Here is an 18,334-nt window from a genome sequence, read left to right as displayed (position 1 = left end):
ACATCGTGGGAAAAACGGGGACATTTACCGACCGCAGGAGACCGCTCGTCGTATGTCCGGATCCCTGTGCGCGCGGTGGGAAATTCGGTCCGGCTAGTCACCCTGGGTGGATTAATCCGTCCCCCACGCGTGCAACTTGCAGCTACTGACGGTTAGCTGACCGGGGCCCGGGTGAGCACCACCGCGAACCCGAACGCGAGCCCCATGACGGTCAGCTCGAGCGTCGCCCACGTCGCGAGCGCGGTCCGCTCGTGCCGGACGATCCGCGGCATCAGCTTCCACCGGACCATCGCCCCGAGCACCGCGATCCCGGCCGCGCACACCAGCTTGAGCACCACGAGCTGCCCGTACGGCGTGGTGAACAGCGCGGTGAACAGGCCGATCGTCGGGTTGAGCAGGATCTCCACGACCGCGTTGAACAGCCCGGTCGCCGACACCAGGACCAGGCACAGCGTGGCCAGCTTGGAAAACCGCGGCAGCGCGTGCGCGAGCAGCGTCCGGTTGGCGGCGAGCAGCACGACCATCGCGCCGAGGCCGCCGGTCCACGCGACCGCGCCCATGACGTGCAGCTCCATCGAGATCATCGTGTAGTCGTGGTAGTCCCAGTTCGCCGCGTGCCCGGTCACCGGCAGCGGCAGCAGGGCGAACAGGCCGAGCCCGACGCGCACCTCGGCGGGCACCTTCTCGCCGTGCCGCAGCGTCAGCACCCCGAGCCCGACCTGGACCAGCGCGAGCACGGCGACGACGAGCAGCGCCTTGCCCGCGCCGACCTGCACGACGTAGTCCCAGATGTCGGCGAAGCTCACCGTCGGCACCTGCGGCCGGTACTCGGCGGTCTGCAGCACGAGCGTGACCAGCGCGGTCGTCGTCCAGACCAGCGACGCGGCCAGCGCGATCGGACGGGCGCGGCGCATGATCGGCTCGGTGAGCTTCGGCCGGTCGTACCCGACCAGCACGGACAGCAGGGCGATCCCGATCGTCGTCACCGCGGCCAGGTCGAGCAGCACGCGGACGATCGGGATGGCGACCGAGACCACCTCGCTGACCTCCGCCACCCCGGGCACCGGCGCGGTCGCCGTCAGCGCGACGCCGATCAGCGCGCCGGCCAGCGCGGCGGTGACGATCGCGACGATCGCCTGGTAACGGACTTGCGAGGTGGCCCCGGCCGCCGTGGTCACGCCTTCTCCCTGCCCATCCGGAGAGCCAGCGTCAGCCCGATGGCCAGCAGGACCACCGCGCCGACGATCCACACCCACACCGGAACCCCGCCGCCGGACTGGGCGGCGGGTGCGGCCGTGTCGGCCCCGGTCGCGGCACTGGCCGTCGCCGGGGTGCCGTTGCCGGCCGTGGTGAGGGTGAACGGCACCTCGCCGGTCACCGGGTGCCCGTCGGCGGACAGGATCCGGAACCCGACGGTGTACTGCCCGGCCGGGCCGAGCGGCCGCACGCCGACGGTGACGACGTTGCTGTTGATCTGCACGTCGCCCTCCGCCCACTGCGTGCCGCCGGGGCCGGTGACCGAGACCTGGTTGACGTTGCCGCCCTGCACCGGCGCGTCGAAAGTCAGCGTGATCTTCGACGGCCCGGTCGCGAGCGTGGCGTCCTTGGCCGGGTCGGACGAGACGAGCACGTTGTGCGCCAGCGCCGGGGTGGCGGTGACGACCAGCGCGACCAGTGCGGTGGCGACCGTGACGAGCAGGCGGCGCATTACTTCGACGCCTTCCGGGACCGCAGGACCGCGCCGGCGCCGACACCGAGGCCGAGCGCGCCGACGACCAGTCCGGCGCCGCCGAGCCAGCGGGCCGTGTCGTCGGTGGAAGCGGACTCCTCCGCGGCGGCCTGCGCGGCGGCGGTCTTCGCGTGGTGCGAGTCGCCCGAGGCCGAAGCCGCGGCCAGCGACACGGTGGGCGCCGGGTGCTCCGGCTCCTCCGCGCCGGCTGCCTGGACCTGGTCCCACGCGACGACCGTGCCGTTGTCGTAGGTCTGGATCGCGGGCAGGACCAGTTCGTCGACCGCGGGCAGCGAGCCCGCGGTGATGCCGAAGTCCTGGTACTGGGTCTCGCCGGGGCCGATCTTGGTGCCCGGCTGAGCGGTGAAGACGACCTTCGTGACCGCCTCGGTGACGTCGAGGCCCTTGCCGTTCTTGACCGGCGCCGGCAGCGGGGTCTTGGTGACCTCCGCGGTCCAGCCGGGGATCGGCTGGTACCGCACCGAGCTGATCGCGTACTCCGGCTTGAAGTCGATCTCCACCTTGACGGTGGCGGCGTTCTCCTCCTCGTTCGGCACGCGGAACGTGATCGCCCCGTACCCGCCCTGCTGCGGCTCCGAGCCGAGGACGTTGGCGGTGACGTGCGCGGACGCGACGCCCGCGCCCAGCAGGCCCGCGATCCCGACGGTGCCGGCCAGCACGAGCCCGCGCCGGATGACGGCGTTGTTCGTCATGATGCTCCTGAAAGAAGTGAGTGGGTCAGCGCGCTGCGCTGAGGTGAAGGGTGTGGTGCGCCGGGCGCGCGGGCGGGCCGCGCCTCGCGTGCATCCGGCTCAACAGCACCCGCACCTGCGGCACGCCCGGCGCCGGAGCGGGCGCGACGGGCAGCGGGACCGGCGGCGGGAGCGGTCCGAACAGGACCGGGAGCAGCAGCGACAACCGCGCGGCGGCGACGTCCAGCAGCGCTTCGGCGTGCGCCAGCAGCAGTCCGGTCACGACGGTCGCGCCCGCGTGGGCGGCGAACATCGCGCCGGGCATGTCGCCGGCGTGCGGCATCAGCTCGTCGAGCACGACGTGCATCAGCAGCTGGGCCGCGCCGAGGACGGTCAGCACGCCGACCGGGCCGCGGGTGCGGTCGGCCAGCGCGGTGCCGGTCCAGCCGACGAGCAGGACGAGCAGCAGCGTCAGCGCGGTGTCCGGCAGGCCGCCGTGGGCGAGCGCGTGCGCGCTGACGGCCAGGCCGCCGGAGGTGAGCGCGAGCAGGACGCCGCGCACGGTGCGTGACGCTCCGTGTCGCTGGGGTCGCTTGCTCACCGATCCAGGGTAGGAGACCGGGAATGATCATGCGACGGCGTCCCGGGTGGTGAACGCTGGGAGCGGTCCGGAAATCGGTGCTCAATGGACCGTCACCCGGTGTCGGTAGTTGAGACTTTCACGTTTTTCGGCAACGGTGGGTAGGCCGGACGAGTGAACGACGAACCGGGAGGAGGCGGCCACCGGGGATGAACCTGTTCGAATACGTGGCCGATCGGTGGAGCAGGCTCGGGCTGCAGGCCTGGCTCCACGTGAGCGCCGTGGTGCAGTGCACGATCATCGCCGCCGTCATCGGGGTGCTGATCGGCGTCGCGGTCTACCGCAGCCCCATCGGATCGGCCCTGGCCACCGCGCTGGCCAGCACGGTCCTCACCATCCCGTCGTTCGCGCTGATCGGGCTGCTGATCCCGGTCGTCGGGCTCGGCGTCGCGCCCAGCGTGATCCCGCTCGTGCTGTACGCGCTGCTGCCGATCGTGCGCAACACCATCGTCGGGCTGAGCGGGGTCGACCCCGCGGTCACCGACGCGGCCAAGGGCATCGGGATGAGCCGGTTCGGCGTGCTCACGCGCGTCGAGCTGCGCCTGGCCTGGCCCGCGATCCTGGCCGGCATGCGCGTGGCGACCCAGATGCTGATGGGCATCGCGGTGATCGCCGCCTACGCCAAGGGGCCGGGGCTGGGGTCCGAGGTGTTCGCCGGCCTGACCAACGCCGGCAGCACCAACTCCATGAGCCAGGCCCTCACCGGCACGATCGGCGTGGTGGTCCTCGCGCTGATCCTCGACGGCATCTACGTCCTGATCTCCCGCTTCACCGTTCCCAGGGGTGTCCGTGTCTGAAACCATCGAATCTCCCGCACAGGCCGAATCCGGCGCGGTGTCCGGCGTCGAGATCCAGCTGGAGCACGTCACCAAGCGCTACCCCGGCTCGCGCCAGCCCGCGGTCGACGACGTCACCATGACGATCCCGGCTGGGAAGATCGTGATCCTGGTCGGCCCGTCCGGCTGCGGCAAGACGACCACGATGCGGATGATCAACCGGCTGATCGAGCCGACGTCCGGCCGGATCACCATCGGCGGTGAGGACGCGCTGAGCCTCAACCCGGACCGCCTGCGCCGCAAGGTCGGCTACGCGATCCAGCAGGCCGGGCTGTTCCCGCACTTCACGGTGGCGGAGAACGTCGCGGTCGTGCCCGGGCTGCTCGGCTGGGACAAGAAGAAGATCGCCGACCGCGTCGACGAGATGCTCGACCTGGTCGGGCTCGACCCGGCCCAGTTCCACGACCGGTTCCCGCGCCAGCTCTCCGGCGGCCAGCAGCAGCGCGTCGGCGTGGCCCGCGCGCTCGCCGCCGACCCGCCGGTGCTGCTGATGGACGAGCCGTTCGGCGCGGTCGACCCCATCACCCGCGGCAACCTGCAGGACGAGCTGCTGCGGCTGCAGTCCGAACTGGGCAAGACGATCGTGTTCGTGACCCACGACTTCGATGAGGCCGTGAAGCTCGGCGACAAGATCGCGGTGCTCGGCAACCAGTCGAAGATCCTGCAGTACGACACCCCGGACGCGATCCTGGCCAACCCGGCCGACGACACGGTCGCCGGGTTCGTCGGCGCGGGCGCCTCGCTCAAGCAGCTCACCCTGCTGCGGGTGCGCGACGTCGAGCTGAAGCAGGACACGGTGACCGCGACGATCGGCGATTCGCCCGCCGAGCTGCGGCGGCAGATGACCGAGCAGCGCCGCACGTACGCGCTGGTGCTGGACCACCGCCGCCGCCCGGTCCGCTGGGTGCACGTCCGCGACCTGGGCAGCGCGACCTCGCTGGAGGGGGTCGGCAAGCCGATCGGCGACTACGTGAGCCTGCAGTCGACGCTGCAGGACGCGCTGGAGGCGATGCTCGTCGAGGGCGGCGGCGTGCCGGTCACCGGGGCGCGCGGCGAGTACGCCGGGATGATCGAGCTGGACACCGTGATGGGCACGATCCAGCGGCTGCGCGAGGAGCACTCCGACGACGGGGGGCCGGCGTGACCACAGCCGTCGACAAGGGGTTCACCACCGAATCCGGCTCTCGCCGCGCGGAACGGGCGCGGCTGCTGGTGCAGCCCGCGGTGGTCGTGGTGGTCGTCGCCGCGGTCGTGGCCTGGGCGCTGCTGCGGGACAACGACGCCATCGAGGCGCAGAACCTGAACGCCGCCCGGCTGCTGGAGGCCACGTGGCAGCACTTGCTGATCACGGTCGCGGTCGCGGTCATCGTGGTCGGCGTCGCGGTGCCGCTCGGCGCGGTGCTCACCCGCTCCTGGGCGCGGCCGGTCGCGCCGGTGTTCCTGACGATCGCGAACATCGGGCAGGCCGCGCCCGCGCTCGGCGTGATCGTGTTGTTCTTCCTGTGGACGCAGTGGGACGGGTTCTGGGTCGCGGTCCTGCCGATCGCGTTCTACTCGCTGCTCCCGGTGCTGCGGAACACGATCGTCGGCATCAACTCGGTCGACCCGGCGCTGATCGACGCCGGCCGCGGCATCGGCATGTCCGGCCGCGCGGTGCTGTTCCGGATCGAGCTGCCGCTGGCGGTGCCGCTGATCCTGGCCGGGCTCCGGACGTCGCTGGTGCTCGCGGTCGGCACGGCGACGCTCGCGTTCTTCGTGAACGGCGGCGGGCTCGGCGAGCTGATCGACACCGGGTACAAGCTCAACCGCGTTCCCGTGCTGGTCACCGGCGCGATCCTGGCGGTCGGCCTCGCACTGCTGATCGACTGGCTGGGCGCGGTCATGGAACGCGTCTTCGGACCGAGGGGGCTGGCGTGAAGCGGTTCAAGGCGATTCTCGGCGCGGCGCTGCTGACGACCTCGCTCACCGCGTGCGGCCTGGACGTCAACGCGGCGCTGCCGTACGACGTGAAGCCCGGGTCGATCCGGCCGGTGCCGAGCCTGGAGGGCGTGGACATCGCGGTGGGGTCGAAGGACTTCACCGAGAACATCATCCTGGGCTACATGGCCGAGCTGGCGTTGTCGGCGGCCGGTGCGGACATCACCGACCTGACGAACATCAGCGGGTCGAACTCCGCGCGGCAGGCGCTGATCAACGGGCAGATCGACATCTCGTGGGAGTACACCGGCACCGCGTGGATCTCCTACCAGGGCAACACCGAGCCGATCCCGGACGAGAAGGCCCAGTTCGACGCGGCGAAGGCGGCCGACGAGGCGCAGTTCGGCATCACCTGGCTGGACTACTCGCCGGTGAACGACACCTACGCGTTCGCCACCACGGAGGCCTACGCGCGGCAGCACAACCTGCGGTCCAATTCGGACATGACGGAGTTCCTGAAGCAGCACCCGGAACAGGCGATCTTCTGCGTGGAGACGGAGTTCGCGAGCCGTCAGGACGGGATGCCGGGCGTGCAGCGGACCTACGGCTTCCCGACCACGGAGGTGAAGACGTTCGGCACCGGCGCGATCTACTCCGCGGTGGCCAGCGGCACCTGCAACTTCGGCGAGATCTTCACGACCGACGGCCGCATCGCCGGCCTGAACCTCCGCGTCCTGGCCGACGACAAGCGGTTCTTCCCGCAGTACAACGCGGCGGTCACGATGAAGAAGGAGTTCCTGGACGCGCACCCGGCGGTGCGCGGCGTGCTCGAACCGGTCGCGAAGGCGCTGGACAACCAGCAGATGATCGAGTTGTGCAAGCAGGTGGACGTCGACGGCCGCGACGCCGGTGAGGTCGCCCGCGACTGGATGGTCGCGAAGGGCTTCATCCAGTAGCTAGACGCCGAGGCGCTTGAGCAGCTGGCCCTCGATCCGCTCCAGCTCGGCCGTCACCGCCTGGTGCGCGGCCTTGCGGCGCGTGCCGGGCATCCGCTCGGCGGCCCGTACCGCGGCGGTCAGCTGTTCGAGCGTCGCCTGCGAGTCCTTCGCGAAGCAGACGTCGTCGTCGCTCGCGCGTTCGGCCTTGCGCACCTCGGCCAGCGCCTCGGACGTGCCGGCGATGCGCGCCAGCAGGTGCGCGCCGCGGCCGGTGAACTCCGACAGCCGGTCGATCGGCACCCCGAGGCGCCGCGCCTGGTAGTGGTCGTAGGCGTCGCGGACCGCGCTCGCCGCCTTGACCGCGAGCGGTGCCAGCGCGGGTGCCACCGCGGGCACCACGATCTTCGCGACGGCGACCGCGTTCTTGGCCTTCTTCGGCGTGATGCCCGTCTCGGCCGGCGTCTTGGTCTTCTTGCGAGCCATGGGCTGAATGTAGCGGCACGCACAAGCCGGAGCATGTCCGACACGTAATGCGCCGGTCACACTCGGCGCGGAACTGTCGGTGGTCCTCTCTAAAGTAGGTGTCATGGAACCTGAGGTGCTGCTCGAGGCCGGCGCGGTGAGCCGCTGCCGTCGTCGCGTGCACCTCGAACACGACCCGGCGATGCGCGAGGTGCCGCTGGCCCCGCCGGACCCGTCGGCCGAGCAGCGCATCGCCGACGCGGCCGCGCACCGCGCCGAGATCCGCGACCGGCTGATCGCGGCCAACCAGGGCGCGAGCTGGGTGGTCGTCGACCGTGAGCTGCCGCCGCCGGAGCGGGCCGCCGCGACCCAGCAGGCGATGGCGCAGGGCGCCGACTACATCTGGGGCGCGCTGCTGCCCGCCGACCGGGCCGGCCACCGCCGCGGCGGGTCCGAGCTGCTGGTCCGCGCCGAGGGTGGGTACCTGCCGGTGCTGGTGGTGCGCCACCGCATCACCGACCCGGGCGCGGGCGCGGTCACCACGCCGCCTCACGACCTCGACCCGCGGCACGCGATCCCCGACCCGGCGCGCCGGGTCCGCTCGCACCCGCGCGACCAGATGCGGCTGGCCCACCTGCGCCGCATGCTGGAGGCGCACGGCGTGGCGTCCGCCCGGCTGGTCGGCGGTGTCATCGGTCTGGACGCCGACGTGGTGCTGTGGCACGACCTGTCCGCCGCCACCTGGCCGAACGGCCGCACGGCGCTGACCGAGTACGACACGCGCTTCGCCGACCGGCTGGCGATCGCCGAGGCCGCCCGCAGCGGTGGCCCCGCGCTGGCCGAGCCGTCCCGCGTGCTGGAGTGCCGCACGTGCCCGTGGTGGCCGACGTGCGAGGCGGAGCTGACCGCGATGCGGGACGTGAGCCTGGTCGTGCGCGGTGAGGACGCGATGGAGCTGCGCCGCGCCGGGGTTTCCACAGTGGACAAGCTCGCCGCGCTGGACCCGGACGACGAGCCGCCGATCATCTGGACGTCCGGGCCGTTCGCCGACGCGGTCGCGCTGGCGAGGGCGTGGCTGGCGGACCTGACGATGGTGCGCCGCGTCCGCGAGGTCGAGGTGGCGCGGGCGGACGTCGAGGTCGACATCGACATGGAGTCCTTCGGCGAGTCCGGCGCCTACCTGTGGGGCTGCCTGCTCAGCGGCGCGGACATCGGGATCGAGCAGGGCTACCGCGCGTTCGTGACCTGGCAGCCGCTGCCGACCGGGGACGAGGCGCGGTCGTTCACGGAGTTCTGGACCTGGCTGCGGGAGGTCCGGGAACGGACCCTCGCCGCGGGTCTGACCTTCCGGGCCTACTGCTACAACGCGATGGCCGAGAACCGCTGGCTCTTCGGGTCGGTCGAGCGGTTCGGCGACCACCCCGGCATGCCTGCCAAGGCGGAGATCCAGTCCTTTGTGGACTCGGACGAGTGGGTGGACCTGTTCCGCAGCGTGTCCGACCAGTTCCTGTGCTCGCGCGGCAAGGGGCTGAAGGTGGTGGCCCCGGTGGCCGGCTTCACCTGGCGCGACCCGGAAGCAGGCGGCGAGGCGTCGATGCGCTGGTACCGCCAGGCGGTAGGCATGGACGGCGGCGAGCCGGACCTGACCCAGCGCGACCGACTGCTGCGCTACAACGAGGACGACGTACGAGCCACGCACGCCCTGCGCGAGTGGATGACCACGACAGCGAACGGCATCCCGTTCATGGGTGACCTGTAGGTCATTGGGCGGTAGGCGCCGCCTGGTGGCGCTTCCCCTGGTGGTGGCCCGCCTGCGGGCGCTGGGGCGCCACTGACCGCGCACTGCCGGGAGGCCGTTGGCACGGCATGGCGGCCCTGCTTGCCTGGGCTGTGCCATCCCCGCCGTGCGAACCGGTTCTCGGCTCGTGGGCCCGGTCTAGGCTGTGCTGCCCGAGTCTCGGCTCGCAGGTCTGTTTGCCTGGCTGCGCCGTCCCCGCCGTGCGATCCGGGTTTCGGCTCGCGGGCCCGGTCTGGGCTGTGCTGCCTGGGTTTCGGTTCGCGGGTCTGTTTGCCTGGGCTGTGCCGTCCGCGCCGTGCGATCCGGGTTTCGGCTCGCGGGCCCGGTCTGGGCCGCCGGGTCTCGGCTCGCAGGTCTGCCTGGCCGGGCTGCGCCGTCCCGGTCTCCGTTCGCAGGCCTGCGGGGCCGCGCCGTCCCGGCCTCCGCTACGGGGCTTGCCTGCCAGGCCGCGCCATCCTGGCCTTCGCCTACGGGCCTTCCCCGCGGCCGTCGGCTGGGCTTGCGGCGTCCTACCTACCCGCGCTTCGCCATCCCCACCGCGCGATCCCGGCCTCGGCTCGCGGGCCCTGTCCGGGCTGTGCCGCCCGGGTCTCGGCTCACGGGCCTGCCGGGCCGCGCCATCCTGGCCTTCGCCTACGGGCCTGCCCCGGGCGTCGGCCTGCCTACCCACGCTGCCCATCCCCACCGCGCGCCCGTCAACCGGAAGCCTCGGCCACGCGGAGGTAGGCGCTCAGCTGCGTGGCGGCCTCCAACATCGCCACTCCCTGCGCGGTCAGCTTCCCCTGCCACGCCGTCAAAGCGCCGGCCAGCGCCTCCGTTCCGCCCGCGGCCCGGATCTGCCGCACCACCTCCGCGATGTGCTCCAGCAGGTAGCCGCCGCGGCGGAGCAGGTGCGCGAGTTCCGCGTCGCGGACGTCGGTGGGCTCGTAGAGGCGGTAGCCGGTCGCCGGGTCGCGGGTGGGCACGACGATGCCCGCCTCCTCCCACTTGCGCAGCGTCGCCGGCGTGACGCGCAGCCTCCGCGCGAGTTCGCCGATCGTCCGCGCCGGCCCTTCCGGCACGGGCGGGGCTTCGGTCAGGTGGCCGACCGCCTTGCGCACCGAGTCCAGAGTCTCGCGGTCGCGCAGCAACTGGGCGTGCCCGCGGTCGACGAGCGTCAGCGCGTGGTCGAGCCTGCCCTCGTTGAGCGCGTTCATGATCTGCCCGGCGATCGCGTGCCCGTAGGCCCGGACGAGAGCGAGGAACGCCCGCAGCGCCGCGGCGTGCACCTCCGTGTAGACCCGGTACCCACTGGGCGTGCGGTCGGCGCGCGGGAGGAAGCCGTCGCGCTCGTAGTTGCGCACCGCCTGCGTCGAGATGCCGTGCTCGCGCGCGAGATCCGCCGGTTTCAAGGTGACCACCGGTTGGAGACTTTAGCGCACTCTACCCAGGCCAAGCCAACAAAAGTCTCAATGGGTCTTTCAACGATACGATTGAGGCTCATGGACATTCGAGAACTACTCGCCCCGGACGTCGACTTCCTGGCCTTCGGCGAGCCCGCCCACCTGGAATCGGCCTTCGCCCTGATCCGCAACGAACTGTTCGCGGAGCTGGCCGGTGCGGTCACCGCGATCGCGCTGGAGACCGACCGCGTCGCCGCGCTCGCGGTGAACGAGTACGTCCAGCACGGCGCCGGCAACCTGGACACGGTGATGCGCGAGGGCTTCTCGCACCGCTTCGGCGAGCTCGACAACAACCGGCGGCTGATCACCTGGATGCGTGAGTACAACGAGACCGCCGAGCGGCCGCTCGCCTTCCACGGCTTCGACGTCTCCACCGAGATGATGAACGCGCCCAGCCCGCGCACCTACCTGGAGCACGCGCGGGACTACCTGGGCCTCGACCACGACATCGCGGCCCTCACCGGTGACGACGAGCGGTGGAACCGCACGGAAGCGGTGCTGAAGGCGGCCGAATCACCCGGCGCCACGCCCGAGGCGGACCGGCTCCGCGTGATCGCCGACGACATGCTGGTCACCCTTTACGCCAGCGCGCCGATGCTGATCGCGGCGACCTCTCGCGCGCAGTGGGACCGGGCGCGGATCCACCTCACCGCGGGCCTCGGCCTGCTGCGGTACCACCGCCAGGCCGCGGAACCGGTCGACGACAGCGCCCGCTGGACCCGGATGAGCGCGTTCCGCGACGCGATGATGGCCCAGAACCTGCTCGACATCCGGGACGCCGAGCGCGGCCCGGTCCTGGTGTTCGGCCAGAACCGGCACCTGCAGCGCAACGAGAGCCACATGCGGCTGGGCCCGATGGACATGAACTGGTCCAGCGCGGGCGCCATCGTCTCGTCGCTGGTGGGCGAGCGGTACCGGCTGATCGTCGGCAGCCTGGGCAGCAGCAAGGCGATCGACCTCGGCGAGCCAGGGCCGGAGACGTTCGAGGGCCGGTTGCAGAGCCGCGTCGACGAGTGGGGCCTGGTGCCGGCGCGCGAACTCGCTGCCGCGGAGACGCGCACCGACACCAACCCCATGCAGGGCTACTTCCCGCTGGACCAGGCCACGGTCGACGGCGCCGACGCGATCCTGCACGTCAGCGCCGGGACCGACACCCAGGCCCTGGTGCTGCGTGCCTAGCGCGGCGCCATCCGCAGCGAGCCGTCCATGCGGATGACCTCGCCGTTGAGGTAGTCGTGCTCCACGATGTTCACCGCGAGCTGGGCGTACTCGTCGGGCCGGCCGAGGCGCTTCGGGAACGGCACTCCCGCCGCCAGGCCGGCCCGGAACTCGTCGGAGACCGTGGCCAGCATCGGGGTGTCGATGATGCCCGGCGCGATCGTCATGACCCGGATGCCGTGCGAAGCCAGGTCGCGCGCCGCGGGCAGCGTCATCCCGGCCACACCGCCCTTCGACGCCGAGTAGGCGACCTGCCCGATCTGCCCGTCGAAGGCGGCGACCGACGCGGTGTTGATGACGACGCCGCGGGCGCCGTCTTCGATGGGCTCGGTCTTGGCGATCGCCTCGGCGGCCAGGGTCGTCACGTTGAAGGTGCCGATCAGGTTGACCTCGACGACCTTGCGGAACAGGTTCAGGTCGTGCCTGCCCTTCTTGGACAGGATCCGCGCGGACGGCCCGATGCCGGCGCAGTTCACCACGACCCGCAGCGGCACCGACCCGCCCGCGGCCTGCTCCACCGCGGCCGCGACCTGGTCACCGTCGGTGACATCGGCCTCGACGTAGGTGATGCCCTCGACCTTCTCCGCCTTCTCGATCCCGGCGGCGAGGTCCAGCGCGAACACGTGCGCGCCCCGCTCGGCGAGCGCCTTCGCCGTCGCGCCACCGAGTCCCGACGCACCACCTGTGACGATCGCGGCGGTGTCCTTGATCTGCATGAACGGTTCCTTCCGTGGCCGGCCACTCTGCTCTGCACACGAGGTTAACGCTCGTTTTCCCCGGCCTGGCGTGGCCCTCCTCACCCGTCGCGCGACGTACCCGGGGCGGACGACTTCCGTTAGGACTGCGGTCAACTGCGGCTGTCACCGTCGGCAGCATGAGCGGAGCTCGCATCGTCGTGATCGGCACCGGATACGTCGGACTGACCACTGGGGCCTGCCTCGCCGCCCTCGGACACCAGGTGACCTGCGTGGACGTGGACGACGTCAAGGTGGCCCGGCTCGCCGCGGGACGGGTGGACATCCTGGAGCCCGGCCTGGAGGAACTGGTCACGCGCGGGCTCGCCGCGAGAAGGCTGCGGTTCGTGGTCGGGTCGCGCGCCGCGGTCGCCGGAGCGGACGCGGTCTACCTGTGCGTGCCGACCCCGATGGGCGCGGGCGGCGCCGCCGACCTCCGCGCCGTGGAAGCGGTGATCGCCGAGATCGCCGACGTCCTGCCGGCCGGGTGCGCGGTGGTCACCAAGTCGACCGTCCCGGTCGGCACCGCCCAGCGCATCCGCGCCCTGCTCGGCCGCGACGACGTGCCGGTGGTGGCGAACCCCGAGTTCCTGCGCGAGGGCACCGCGGTCGCCGACTTCATGCACCCGGACCGGATCGTCGTCGGCTCCGACGACGAGGCCGCCGCGCGCCGCGTCGCCGACCTCTACCGCGACCTGTCCGCGCCGAACGTCATCACCGACGCCGCCAGCGCGGAGCTGGTCAAGTACGCGGCCAACTGCTTCCTCGCGATGAAGCTGTCTTACGTCAACGCGATCGCCGAACTGTGCGAGCGGCTCGGCGCGGACATCGTGTCGGTGACCGAGGGGATGGGCCACGACCGCCGTATCGGCCGGTCGTTCCTCAAGCCCGGCCCCGGCTGGGGCGGCTCCTGCCTGCCCAAGGACACGCACGCGCTGGTGCAGGTCGCCGAGTCCGTCGGGTTCGACTTCTCGCTGCTCACCGCGGCGATCGTGGAGAACATCGCGCAGCGGGACCGGATCGTCGCGAAGATCGCCGGCGCCGTGGGCGGCAGCCTGGCCGCCGCCCGGATCGGCGTGCTGGGCCTGGCGTTCAAGGCGGGCACCAACGACCTGCGCGACTCGCCCGCCCTGTCGGTCACCTCGATGCTCGCCGCGCACGGCGCCGAGGTGACGGCCTACGACCCGGCGGTGCGCGAGGCGCTGCCCGGCATGACCGTGGTCGACGACCCGTACCAGGTGGCCAAGGACGCGGACGCGATCGTCGTGCTCACCGAGTGGGCCGAGTTCACCAAGCTGGACTGGGGCTACGTGGCGGACCTGATGCAGGGCGACGGGGTGGTGGACACGCGGAACCTGCTGGAGCCGCGGACCATCACGGACGCCGGACTGTCCTATGTGGGCCTCGGCCGCCCCCGCCCGGCCCGCGTCGCCCTGCCGAGTCCGTCGGGTGTTGCCGGCTGAGCAGCTTGCGCCGCCGCGGGTTCTCAGACGTCCCCTCGCGAGGACAGCGCCGACGTGGTGAACTGGCGTTCATGAGGAGGCGATCCCACAGCGAGGGGGCGTCTGAGGTTCCGCCACCCGCACCGCTACGAAAGGCGGCCCATCGTCAGTCCGATCATGGCTGCCAGAGCCAGAACTCGATGCCCTGGTTGTCGATGCAATCGGCCGTGAGCCCATACGGCTTGCGGTCGACTTCCGTCACCTGACCGCCCGCCGCACGCACGCGCTCCACCGCGGCGTGCACGTCGTCGACCGCGTACATCAGCTTCCAGCCGACCTGCCGCGGCCCGCCCCACAGGCCGCCTTCCAGACCCGGCCCCTCGAAACCCCAGGCGTGTTCGACGGATCCGCGGGAGAACTGCCACCCGAGGACGCTGCCGTAGAACGCCTTCGCGGCCTCGTCGTCCGGGACCTGGAAGGTGAAGTACATGGCCTGGCCGTGCCGCGCGGTGTCCTGGCCGCTCGCGCGGACCGGCGCCTGGGACAGCAGCCACCGCTGGCCGAAGGGGTCGCGGATCGAGCCGGACCGGCCGTGCCCGCGGTCGGACACGGGGTCGAGCACCTGCGCGCCCAGCTCGACGGCGCGCGCCACCGCGGCGTCCACATCGGACAGCTCGATCCGGATGCTCGCCCCGGCCGCGGCCGTGACGTGCCCGATCTCCGGGAACTCCTCGGCCAGCATGAGGACGCTGTCGCCGATCGCCAGTTCGGCGTGCCCGATGCGGCCGTCCGGCATCACGATGGGGTCGCCGCGGCGTTGCGCGCCGAACGCTTCGACGTAGAAGTCCAGCGCCCGCCGCGCGTCGGACACGGCGAGGTACGGGGTCAGCGAGTGCAGTTCCGCCCGTGCGGGTGCTTCCGTGCTGGTCATCTCTCCTCCGTTCAACACAGCGCGACGCAGGCGCTCGCGCAGTTCGTCGGCGAACCGCGGATCGGGGGCGACCGGCTGGACCGGGGCGCGGAGTGCGTCGAATGGGTCAGTCATCACGCACCTCCTTCTCCCGGTAGGCGGCCCGGAACGCGGATCGCGCCCGGACCAGCAGTGCTTCGGTGGCGTGCACGGTCCGGCCCAGCAGGCGGGCGACCTCCGGCACCGGCAGACCGTCCAGGTACCGCAGCGTCAGCGCGGCGCGGTGGTGCGCGCCCAGCGACTCCAGCACCTCGCGGGCCAGCAGGGCGTCCAGTTCGGCGTCCCACGGGTCCACCGAGTCGGCCTCGGACTCGTGCACCACGCGCAGCCCGCGTTCCTCGCGCTCCCGCCGCCGCCAGTGGTCGATCAGCTTGTGCCGGGCCACCCCGATGAGCCACGGCGTGCTCACCGGCGGCGCTCCCGGGTTCCGGCACGCGCTGACGGCGCCGAGGAACGTCTCCGAGGTCAGCTCCTCGGCCACGCCCCGGTCACCGCAGCGCGCGAGCAGGTAGCCGTACACCTCCGGCAGCGCCGTCTCGTAGAGGTCGAGCAGCGCGAAGGCCGGGTCCGGTCGTACCCGCGGTTCGCTCACACCCCCATCGTCGCCCGGGGGAGCGGTTCTCCGACGCCCTTCGCGCGGATTTTCAGCCGCGCGGGTCCGGCAACCGCCGCGCGGCGACCGCGGCGACGGCCATCACGGTCGCCTGCAGGGCGGTGACCAGCAGCAACGCGTCCTGCGCGCCCCACGTCCCGGCCAGCGCGACGTACAGCGTGCCCATGGTCGCGACGCCCAGCGCGAGCGCGCTCTGCTGGGTCGTGGTGAGCATCCCGCTGCCTGCGCCCGCGCTGTCCGCCGGGACCCGCGACAGGACGACCCGGAAGAGCGTCGGCCCGGCCAGTCCCTGCCCGGCGCCGGTCACCAGCATGCCGGGGACGAGGGCGAGGACGGTGACGTCCGGCCAGGCCAGCAGCACGGTGCCGATCAGGGTGAGCAGCCCGAGCACCTGCACGGTCGTGCCGAGCACGATGACGTGCCGCCCGAGCCGGGCCACGAACCGGCTGCTGAGCAGCGAGAACACCAGGAACGCGACGGCCATCGGGGTGAGCGCGAGACCCGACGCGAGCGGGCCGAGGTGTAGGCCGTCCTGCAGGACGAGCGCGTAGACGAACAGGAACCCGCCGAACCCGGCGAAGAACGGCACGCCGACCGCGAGCCCGCGGCGCATGCTCGGCATCCGTGCCAGCGACGGCGGCAGCAGCGGCGTCGCGCCCCGCGCTTCGAGCCGGCGTTCCACGGTGACGAACGCGGCCGCGCCGAACGGGACCGCGACGAGCAGCGCCCAGCACCACGCCGGCCAGCCGAGCGCCTGGCCCTCCAACAGCGGCACGAGCAGCGCGAGCAGGGTCAGGCCGAGCAGGGCGGTGCCCCGCAGGTCCACGCCCAGCGGGTGGTTCGCCCTGGTGTCCGGCAGCAGACGGCGGGCCAGCACCAGGCCGAGCAGCCCGATCGGCACGTTGACCAGGAAGATCGGCCGCCAGCCGCCGCCGGCGAGGTCGACCGACACCAGGACCCCGCCGAGCAGCTGGCCGACGACCATCGAGATGCCGCCGGTGGCGCCGTAGTAGCCGATGGTGCGGGAGCGTCGCTCGCCGGAGGTGGTGGCTTGGATGATCGAGAGCACCTGCGGCACCACCAGCGCGGCCGCCGCGCCCTGGGCGACACGGGCCGCGACCAGCACGCCCGCGTTCGGGGCGAGCCCGCAGACCAGCGAGGTCAGGGTGAACGCGGCCAGGCCGAGGGAGAACACGCGGCGGTGGCCGAACGCGTCGCCCAGCCGCCCGCCGACGACCAGCAGGAGCGCGAACGCGAGGCCGTAACCGGCGACGATCCACTCCAGCGTGGCGGCGGTCGTGTGCAGGTCGGCATTGATGGTGGGCAGTGCGACGTTGACGATGTACAGGTCGATGGGCGCCAGCGCCGCCCCCAGGAGCACGGTGGCGAGCCCACCGCGGGTGAGTGCCTGCCGGGTCTCGGCCGGCGCCAGGGTTGTCGTCATGGTTCCACCGTGGGCTTCCGCGGAGCCTGGTACCAGATAGCGTTGATCCAGGTATCAGGACTACCTGGTAACAGGATCGGTGGCGTGCCAGGCTGGCAGCATGACCACCGCCGTGCGCATGTCCGCCGACGAGATCCGCCGCGCCGAGCTGGCCGCGTTCCTGCGCAGCCGCCGGGAACGGATCTCGCCCGAGCAGGTCGGCCTGCCCGCGGGCGGCCGCCGCCGCACGCCTGGGCTGCGGCGCGAGGAGGTCGCGCAGCTCGCCGGGGTGGGGGTCACCTGGTACACGTGGCTGGAGCAGGGCCGCGACATCCACGCGTCCGAGCAGGTGCTCACCGCGGTCGCGCGGACCCTGCAGCTCGACCAGCACGAGCGCAGCCACCTGTTCACCCTCGCCGGCGCGCCCGAGCCGCCGATGGAGAAGGACTGCAAGGTCGTCACGCCGCAGATCCGGGCGATCCTCGACCAGCTGGAACCCTTCCCCGCGGCGGTGCAGAACGCGCGCACCGACATCCTCGCCTACAACCGCACCTACGACTGGCTGATGGACGTCGGGAGCGTGCCGGTCGAGGAGCGCAACTCGATGCTGCTGGCCTTCACGAACCCGCGCTGGCGGGCGAGGCTGCGGGACTGGGAGGACGGCCTGCCGCGCTCGGTGGCGCAGTTCCGCGCGTCGATGGCCGAGCACGTCGCAGAGCCGGGCTGGAAGGCGCTGGTCAAACGCCTGCGACGGGAGTCCCCGGAGTTCGAGGCGATCTGGAACCAGCACGACGTCCAGCCGATGCGGAACCTCACGAAGTGCTTCGTGCACCCCGAGGCGGGCCTGTTGAGCTTCGACTACACGCACCTGTGGTTCGGCCGCCGCTCCGAGGTCCGCCTGACGACCTACACCCCCGCCGACAGCGAGACGGCCGCGAAACTCGTCGCCCGCTGATCTTGCGGAACCGGCCCAGGGGCTGGTTGCGTCGTACCCCGGGCAGATTGGGGGACGGATGACCGAGGGCAACCCGCTGGTCGCGGCGCCGGTGTCGACGACGACCGGGGTGACGGGGATCGGGATTCTGGAGTCGGCGCAGGACCTGTCCAACGGGATCAAGGACGGGTCGTGGGTCGAGGGCGGGCTGGGGGCGCTGGGCACGGGTCTTGAGGTCCTGTCGATGGTGATCGATCCGCTGGGCACGTTGGCGCAGTACGGGGTGGCGTGGCTGATCGAGCATGTGCGGCCGCTCAAGGAGGCGCTGGACTGGCTGGCCGGGGACCCGCCGGTGATCCAGTCGTTTTCCGACACGTGGGCGAACGTGGCCAGGGAGGTCGGCGCCGTCGCGGGTGATTTGAAGAACGAGGTCGACGGTGGCACGGCGGGCTGGACCGGTCAGGGGGCGGACACCTATCGGGAGAACGGGGCGGCGCAGGCGGAGGCGCTGGCGGGGGCGGCGTCGCTGGCGGAGGGGATTTCCTC

Annotated in this window: 18 protein-coding genes and 1 pseudogene; 9 read left to right on the top strand and 10 right to left on the bottom strand. The window is 72.0% G+C overall.

What is annotated here, in order from left to right:
- Positions 1–152: 152 nt before the first annotated feature.
- From ABZ193_RS32620 to ABZ193_RS32605, 4 genes are read right to left on the bottom strand one after another with little or no spacing between them, the layout of a single operon-like run.
- Positions 153–1,178: a CopD family protein gene (locus tag ABZ193_RS32620; RefSeq protein WP_020416311.1), complete on the bottom strand. Its 1,026-nt coding sequence runs from the start codon at positions 1,176–1,178 to the stop codon at positions 153–155.
- Positions 1,175–1,708, bottom strand: coding sequence for a copper resistance CopC family protein (locus ABZ193_RS32615; RefSeq protein ID WP_237339792.1), 534 nt, complete (start codon positions 1,706–1,708; stop codon positions 1,175–1,177). The genes ABZ193_RS32620 and ABZ193_RS32615 overlap by 4 nt, the downstream gene beginning before the upstream one ends.
- Positions 1,708–2,442, bottom strand: coding sequence for a YcnI family protein (locus ABZ193_RS32610; RefSeq protein WP_237339791.1), 735 nt, complete (start codon positions 2,440–2,442; stop codon positions 1,708–1,710). The genes ABZ193_RS32615 and ABZ193_RS32610 overlap by 1 nt, the downstream gene beginning before the upstream one ends.
- A gap of 25 nt (positions 2,443–2,467) precedes the next feature.
- A complete protein-coding gene (locus ABZ193_RS32605; RefSeq protein ID WP_354712613.1) occupies positions 2,468–2,983 on the bottom strand; it encodes a hypothetical protein in 516 nt (171 codons plus the stop codon).
- A 227-nt stretch (positions 2,984–3,210) separates the two neighbouring features.
- Here ABZ193_RS32605 and ABZ193_RS32600 point away from each other — a divergent pair, with 227 nt between their 5' ends.
- From ABZ193_RS32600 to ABZ193_RS32585, 4 genes are read left to right on the top strand one after another with little or no spacing between them, the layout of a single operon-like run.
- A complete protein-coding gene (locus tag ABZ193_RS32600) occupies positions 3,211–3,858 on the top strand; it encodes an ABC transporter permease (protein WP_020416315.1) in 648 nt (215 codons plus the stop codon).
- A 37-nt stretch (positions 3,859–3,895) separates the two neighbouring features.
- A complete protein-coding gene (locus tag ABZ193_RS32595; RefSeq protein WP_237339802.1) occupies positions 3,896–5,041 on the top strand; it encodes a betaine/proline/choline family ABC transporter ATP-binding protein in 1,146 nt (381 codons plus the stop codon).
- Positions 5,038–5,814 carry an ABC transporter permease gene (locus tag ABZ193_RS32590; RefSeq protein WP_020416317.1) on the top strand — a complete coding sequence of 259 codons (777 nt, stop codon included), beginning with the start codon at positions 5,038–5,040 and terminating at the stop codon, positions 5,812–5,814. The genes ABZ193_RS32595 and ABZ193_RS32590 overlap by 4 nt, the downstream gene beginning before the upstream one ends.
- A complete protein-coding gene (locus tag ABZ193_RS32585) occupies positions 5,811–6,770 on the top strand; it encodes a glycine betaine ABC transporter substrate-binding protein (protein ID WP_020416318.1) in 960 nt (319 codons plus the stop codon). The genes ABZ193_RS32590 and ABZ193_RS32585 overlap by 4 nt, the downstream gene beginning before the upstream one ends.
- Here the strand turns inward: ABZ193_RS32585 and ABZ193_RS32580 are convergent, their stop codons facing one another.
- Positions 6,771–7,235, bottom strand: a complete 465-nt coding sequence (locus ABZ193_RS32580) for a DUF6474 family protein (RefSeq protein ID WP_354712599.1) — start codon at positions 7,233–7,235, stop codon at positions 6,771–6,773. It lies immediately after the preceding gene.
- A gap of 103 nt (positions 7,236–7,338) precedes the next feature.
- Between ABZ193_RS32580 and ABZ193_RS32575 the strand changes: the two genes are divergently transcribed.
- Positions 7,339–8,973: a TM0106 family RecB-like putative nuclease gene (locus ABZ193_RS32575; protein ID WP_020416320.1), complete on the top strand. Its 1,635-nt coding sequence runs from the start codon at positions 7,339–7,341 to the stop codon at positions 8,971–8,973.
- Positions 8,974–9,707: 734 nt separating this feature from the next.
- Here ABZ193_RS32575 and ABZ193_RS32570 read toward each other — a convergent pair.
- A complete protein-coding gene (locus tag ABZ193_RS32570; RefSeq protein WP_354712598.1) occupies positions 9,708–10,412 on the bottom strand; it encodes a TioE family transcriptional regulator in 705 nt (234 codons plus the stop codon).
- Between the two features lie 81 nt (positions 10,413–10,493).
- Between ABZ193_RS32570 and ABZ193_RS32565 the strand changes: the two genes are divergently transcribed.
- Entirely contained in the window at positions 10,494–11,633 is a 1,140-nt protein-coding gene (locus tag ABZ193_RS32565; protein WP_354712597.1) for an erythromycin esterase family protein, read from the top strand.
- Here ABZ193_RS32565 and ABZ193_RS32560 read toward each other — a convergent pair.
- Positions 11,630–12,388 (bottom strand): SDR family NAD(P)-dependent oxidoreductase, encoded by a 759-nt coding sequence (locus tag ABZ193_RS32560; RefSeq protein WP_354712596.1) that lies wholly within the window; start codon positions 12,386–12,388, stop codon positions 11,630–11,632. The genes ABZ193_RS32565 and ABZ193_RS32560 overlap by 4 nt on opposite strands.
- Before the next feature lie 158 nt (positions 12,389–12,546).
- Between ABZ193_RS32560 and ABZ193_RS32555 the strand changes: the two genes are divergently transcribed.
- On the top strand, positions 12,547–13,869 hold the full coding sequence (locus ABZ193_RS32555) for a UDP-glucose/GDP-mannose dehydrogenase family protein (protein WP_354712595.1): 1,323 nt from the start codon (positions 12,547–12,549) through the stop codon (positions 13,867–13,869).
- Between the two features lie 154 nt (positions 13,870–14,023).
- On the opposite strand, the gene ABZ193_RS32550 is transcribed toward ABZ193_RS32555, so the two are convergent.
- The 3 genes from ABZ193_RS32550 to ABZ193_RS32540 are packed head-to-tail and all read right to left on the bottom strand — an operon-like array spanning position 14,024 to position 16,875.
- A complete protein-coding gene (locus ABZ193_RS32550) occupies positions 14,024–14,893 on the bottom strand; it encodes a VOC family protein (RefSeq protein WP_354712594.1) in 870 nt (289 codons plus the stop codon).
- A complete protein-coding gene (locus ABZ193_RS32545) occupies positions 14,886–15,410 on the bottom strand; it encodes a sigma-70 family RNA polymerase sigma factor (protein WP_354712593.1) in 525 nt (174 codons plus the stop codon). Before ABZ193_RS32545 ends, ABZ193_RS32550 begins: the two co-directional genes overlap by 8 nt.
- A 52-nt stretch (positions 15,411–15,462) precedes the next feature.
- A complete protein-coding gene (locus ABZ193_RS32540; RefSeq protein ID WP_354712592.1) occupies positions 15,463–16,875 on the bottom strand; it encodes an MFS transporter in 1,413 nt (470 codons plus the stop codon).
- Positions 16,876–16,975: 100 nt separating this feature from the next.
- On the opposite strand from ABZ193_RS32540, the gene ABZ193_RS32535 reads away from it, so the two are divergent.
- Together ABZ193_RS32535 and ABZ193_RS32530 are read left to right on the top strand one after the other, a co-directional pair.
- A complete protein-coding gene (locus ABZ193_RS32535; protein WP_020416328.1) occupies positions 16,976–17,809 on the top strand; it encodes a helix-turn-helix transcriptional regulator in 834 nt (277 codons plus the stop codon).
- Positions 17,810–17,867: 58 nt separating this feature from the next.
- A pseudogene (locus ABZ193_RS32530) lies at positions 17,868–18,334 on the top strand (type IV secretion protein Rhs); the annotation flags it as partial.

Origin of the sequence: Amycolatopsis sp. NPDC006125, from assembly GCF_040614195.1 — a bacterium.
GTDB classification, from domain to species: Bacteria; Actinomycetota; Actinomycetes; order Mycobacteriales; family Pseudonocardiaceae; genus Amycolatopsis_E; species Amycolatopsis_E tucumanensis.
Note: the sequence above shows the minus strand (reverse complement) of the source record. Positions and strands in the feature narration are given on the sequence as shown.

What these genes read in the sequence shown, in the direction of transcription:
- ABZ193_RS32615 (WP_237339792.1), bottom strand. Translation starts at nt 1,708, where the DNA reads ATGCGCCGCCTGCTCGTCACGGTCGCCACCGCACTGGTCGCGCTGGTC.
- ABZ193_RS32610 (WP_237339791.1), bottom strand. Translation starts at nt 2,442, where the DNA reads ATGACGAACAACGCCGTCATCCGGCGCGGGCTCGTGCTGGCCGGCACC.
- ABZ193_RS32600 (WP_020416315.1), top strand. Translation starts at nt 3,211, where the DNA reads ATGAACCTGTTCGAATACGTGGCCGATCGGTGGAGCAGGCTCGGGCTG.
- ABZ193_RS32580 (WP_354712599.1), bottom strand. Translation starts at nt 7,235, where the DNA reads ATGGCTCGCAAGAAGACCAAGACGCCGGCCGAGACGGGCATCACGCCG.
- ABZ193_RS32575 (WP_020416320.1), top strand. Translation starts at nt 7,339, where the DNA reads ATGGAACCTGAGGTGCTGCTCGAGGCCGGCGCGGTGAGCCGCTGCCGT.
- ABZ193_RS32565 (WP_354712597.1), top strand. Translation starts at nt 10,494, where the DNA reads ATGGACATTCGAGAACTACTCGCCCCGGACGTCGACTTCCTGGCCTTC.
- ABZ193_RS32560 (WP_354712596.1), bottom strand. Translation starts at nt 12,388, where the DNA reads ATGCAGATCAAGGACACCGCCGCGATCGTCACAGGTGGTGCGTCGGGA.
- ABZ193_RS32555 (WP_354712595.1), top strand. Translation starts at nt 12,547, where the DNA reads ATGAGCGGAGCTCGCATCGTCGTGATCGGCACCGGATACGTCGGACTG.
- ABZ193_RS32550 (WP_354712594.1), bottom strand. Translation starts at nt 14,893, where the DNA reads ATGACTGACCCATTCGACGCACTCCGCGCCCCGGTCCAGCCGGTCGCC.
- ABZ193_RS32540 (WP_354712592.1), bottom strand. Translation starts at nt 16,875, where the DNA reads ATGACGACAACCCTGGCGCCGGCCGAGACCCGGCAGGCACTCACCCGC.
- ABZ193_RS32535 (WP_020416328.1), top strand. Translation starts at nt 16,976, where the DNA reads ATGACCACCGCCGTGCGCATGTCCGCCGACGAGATCCGCCGCGCCGAG.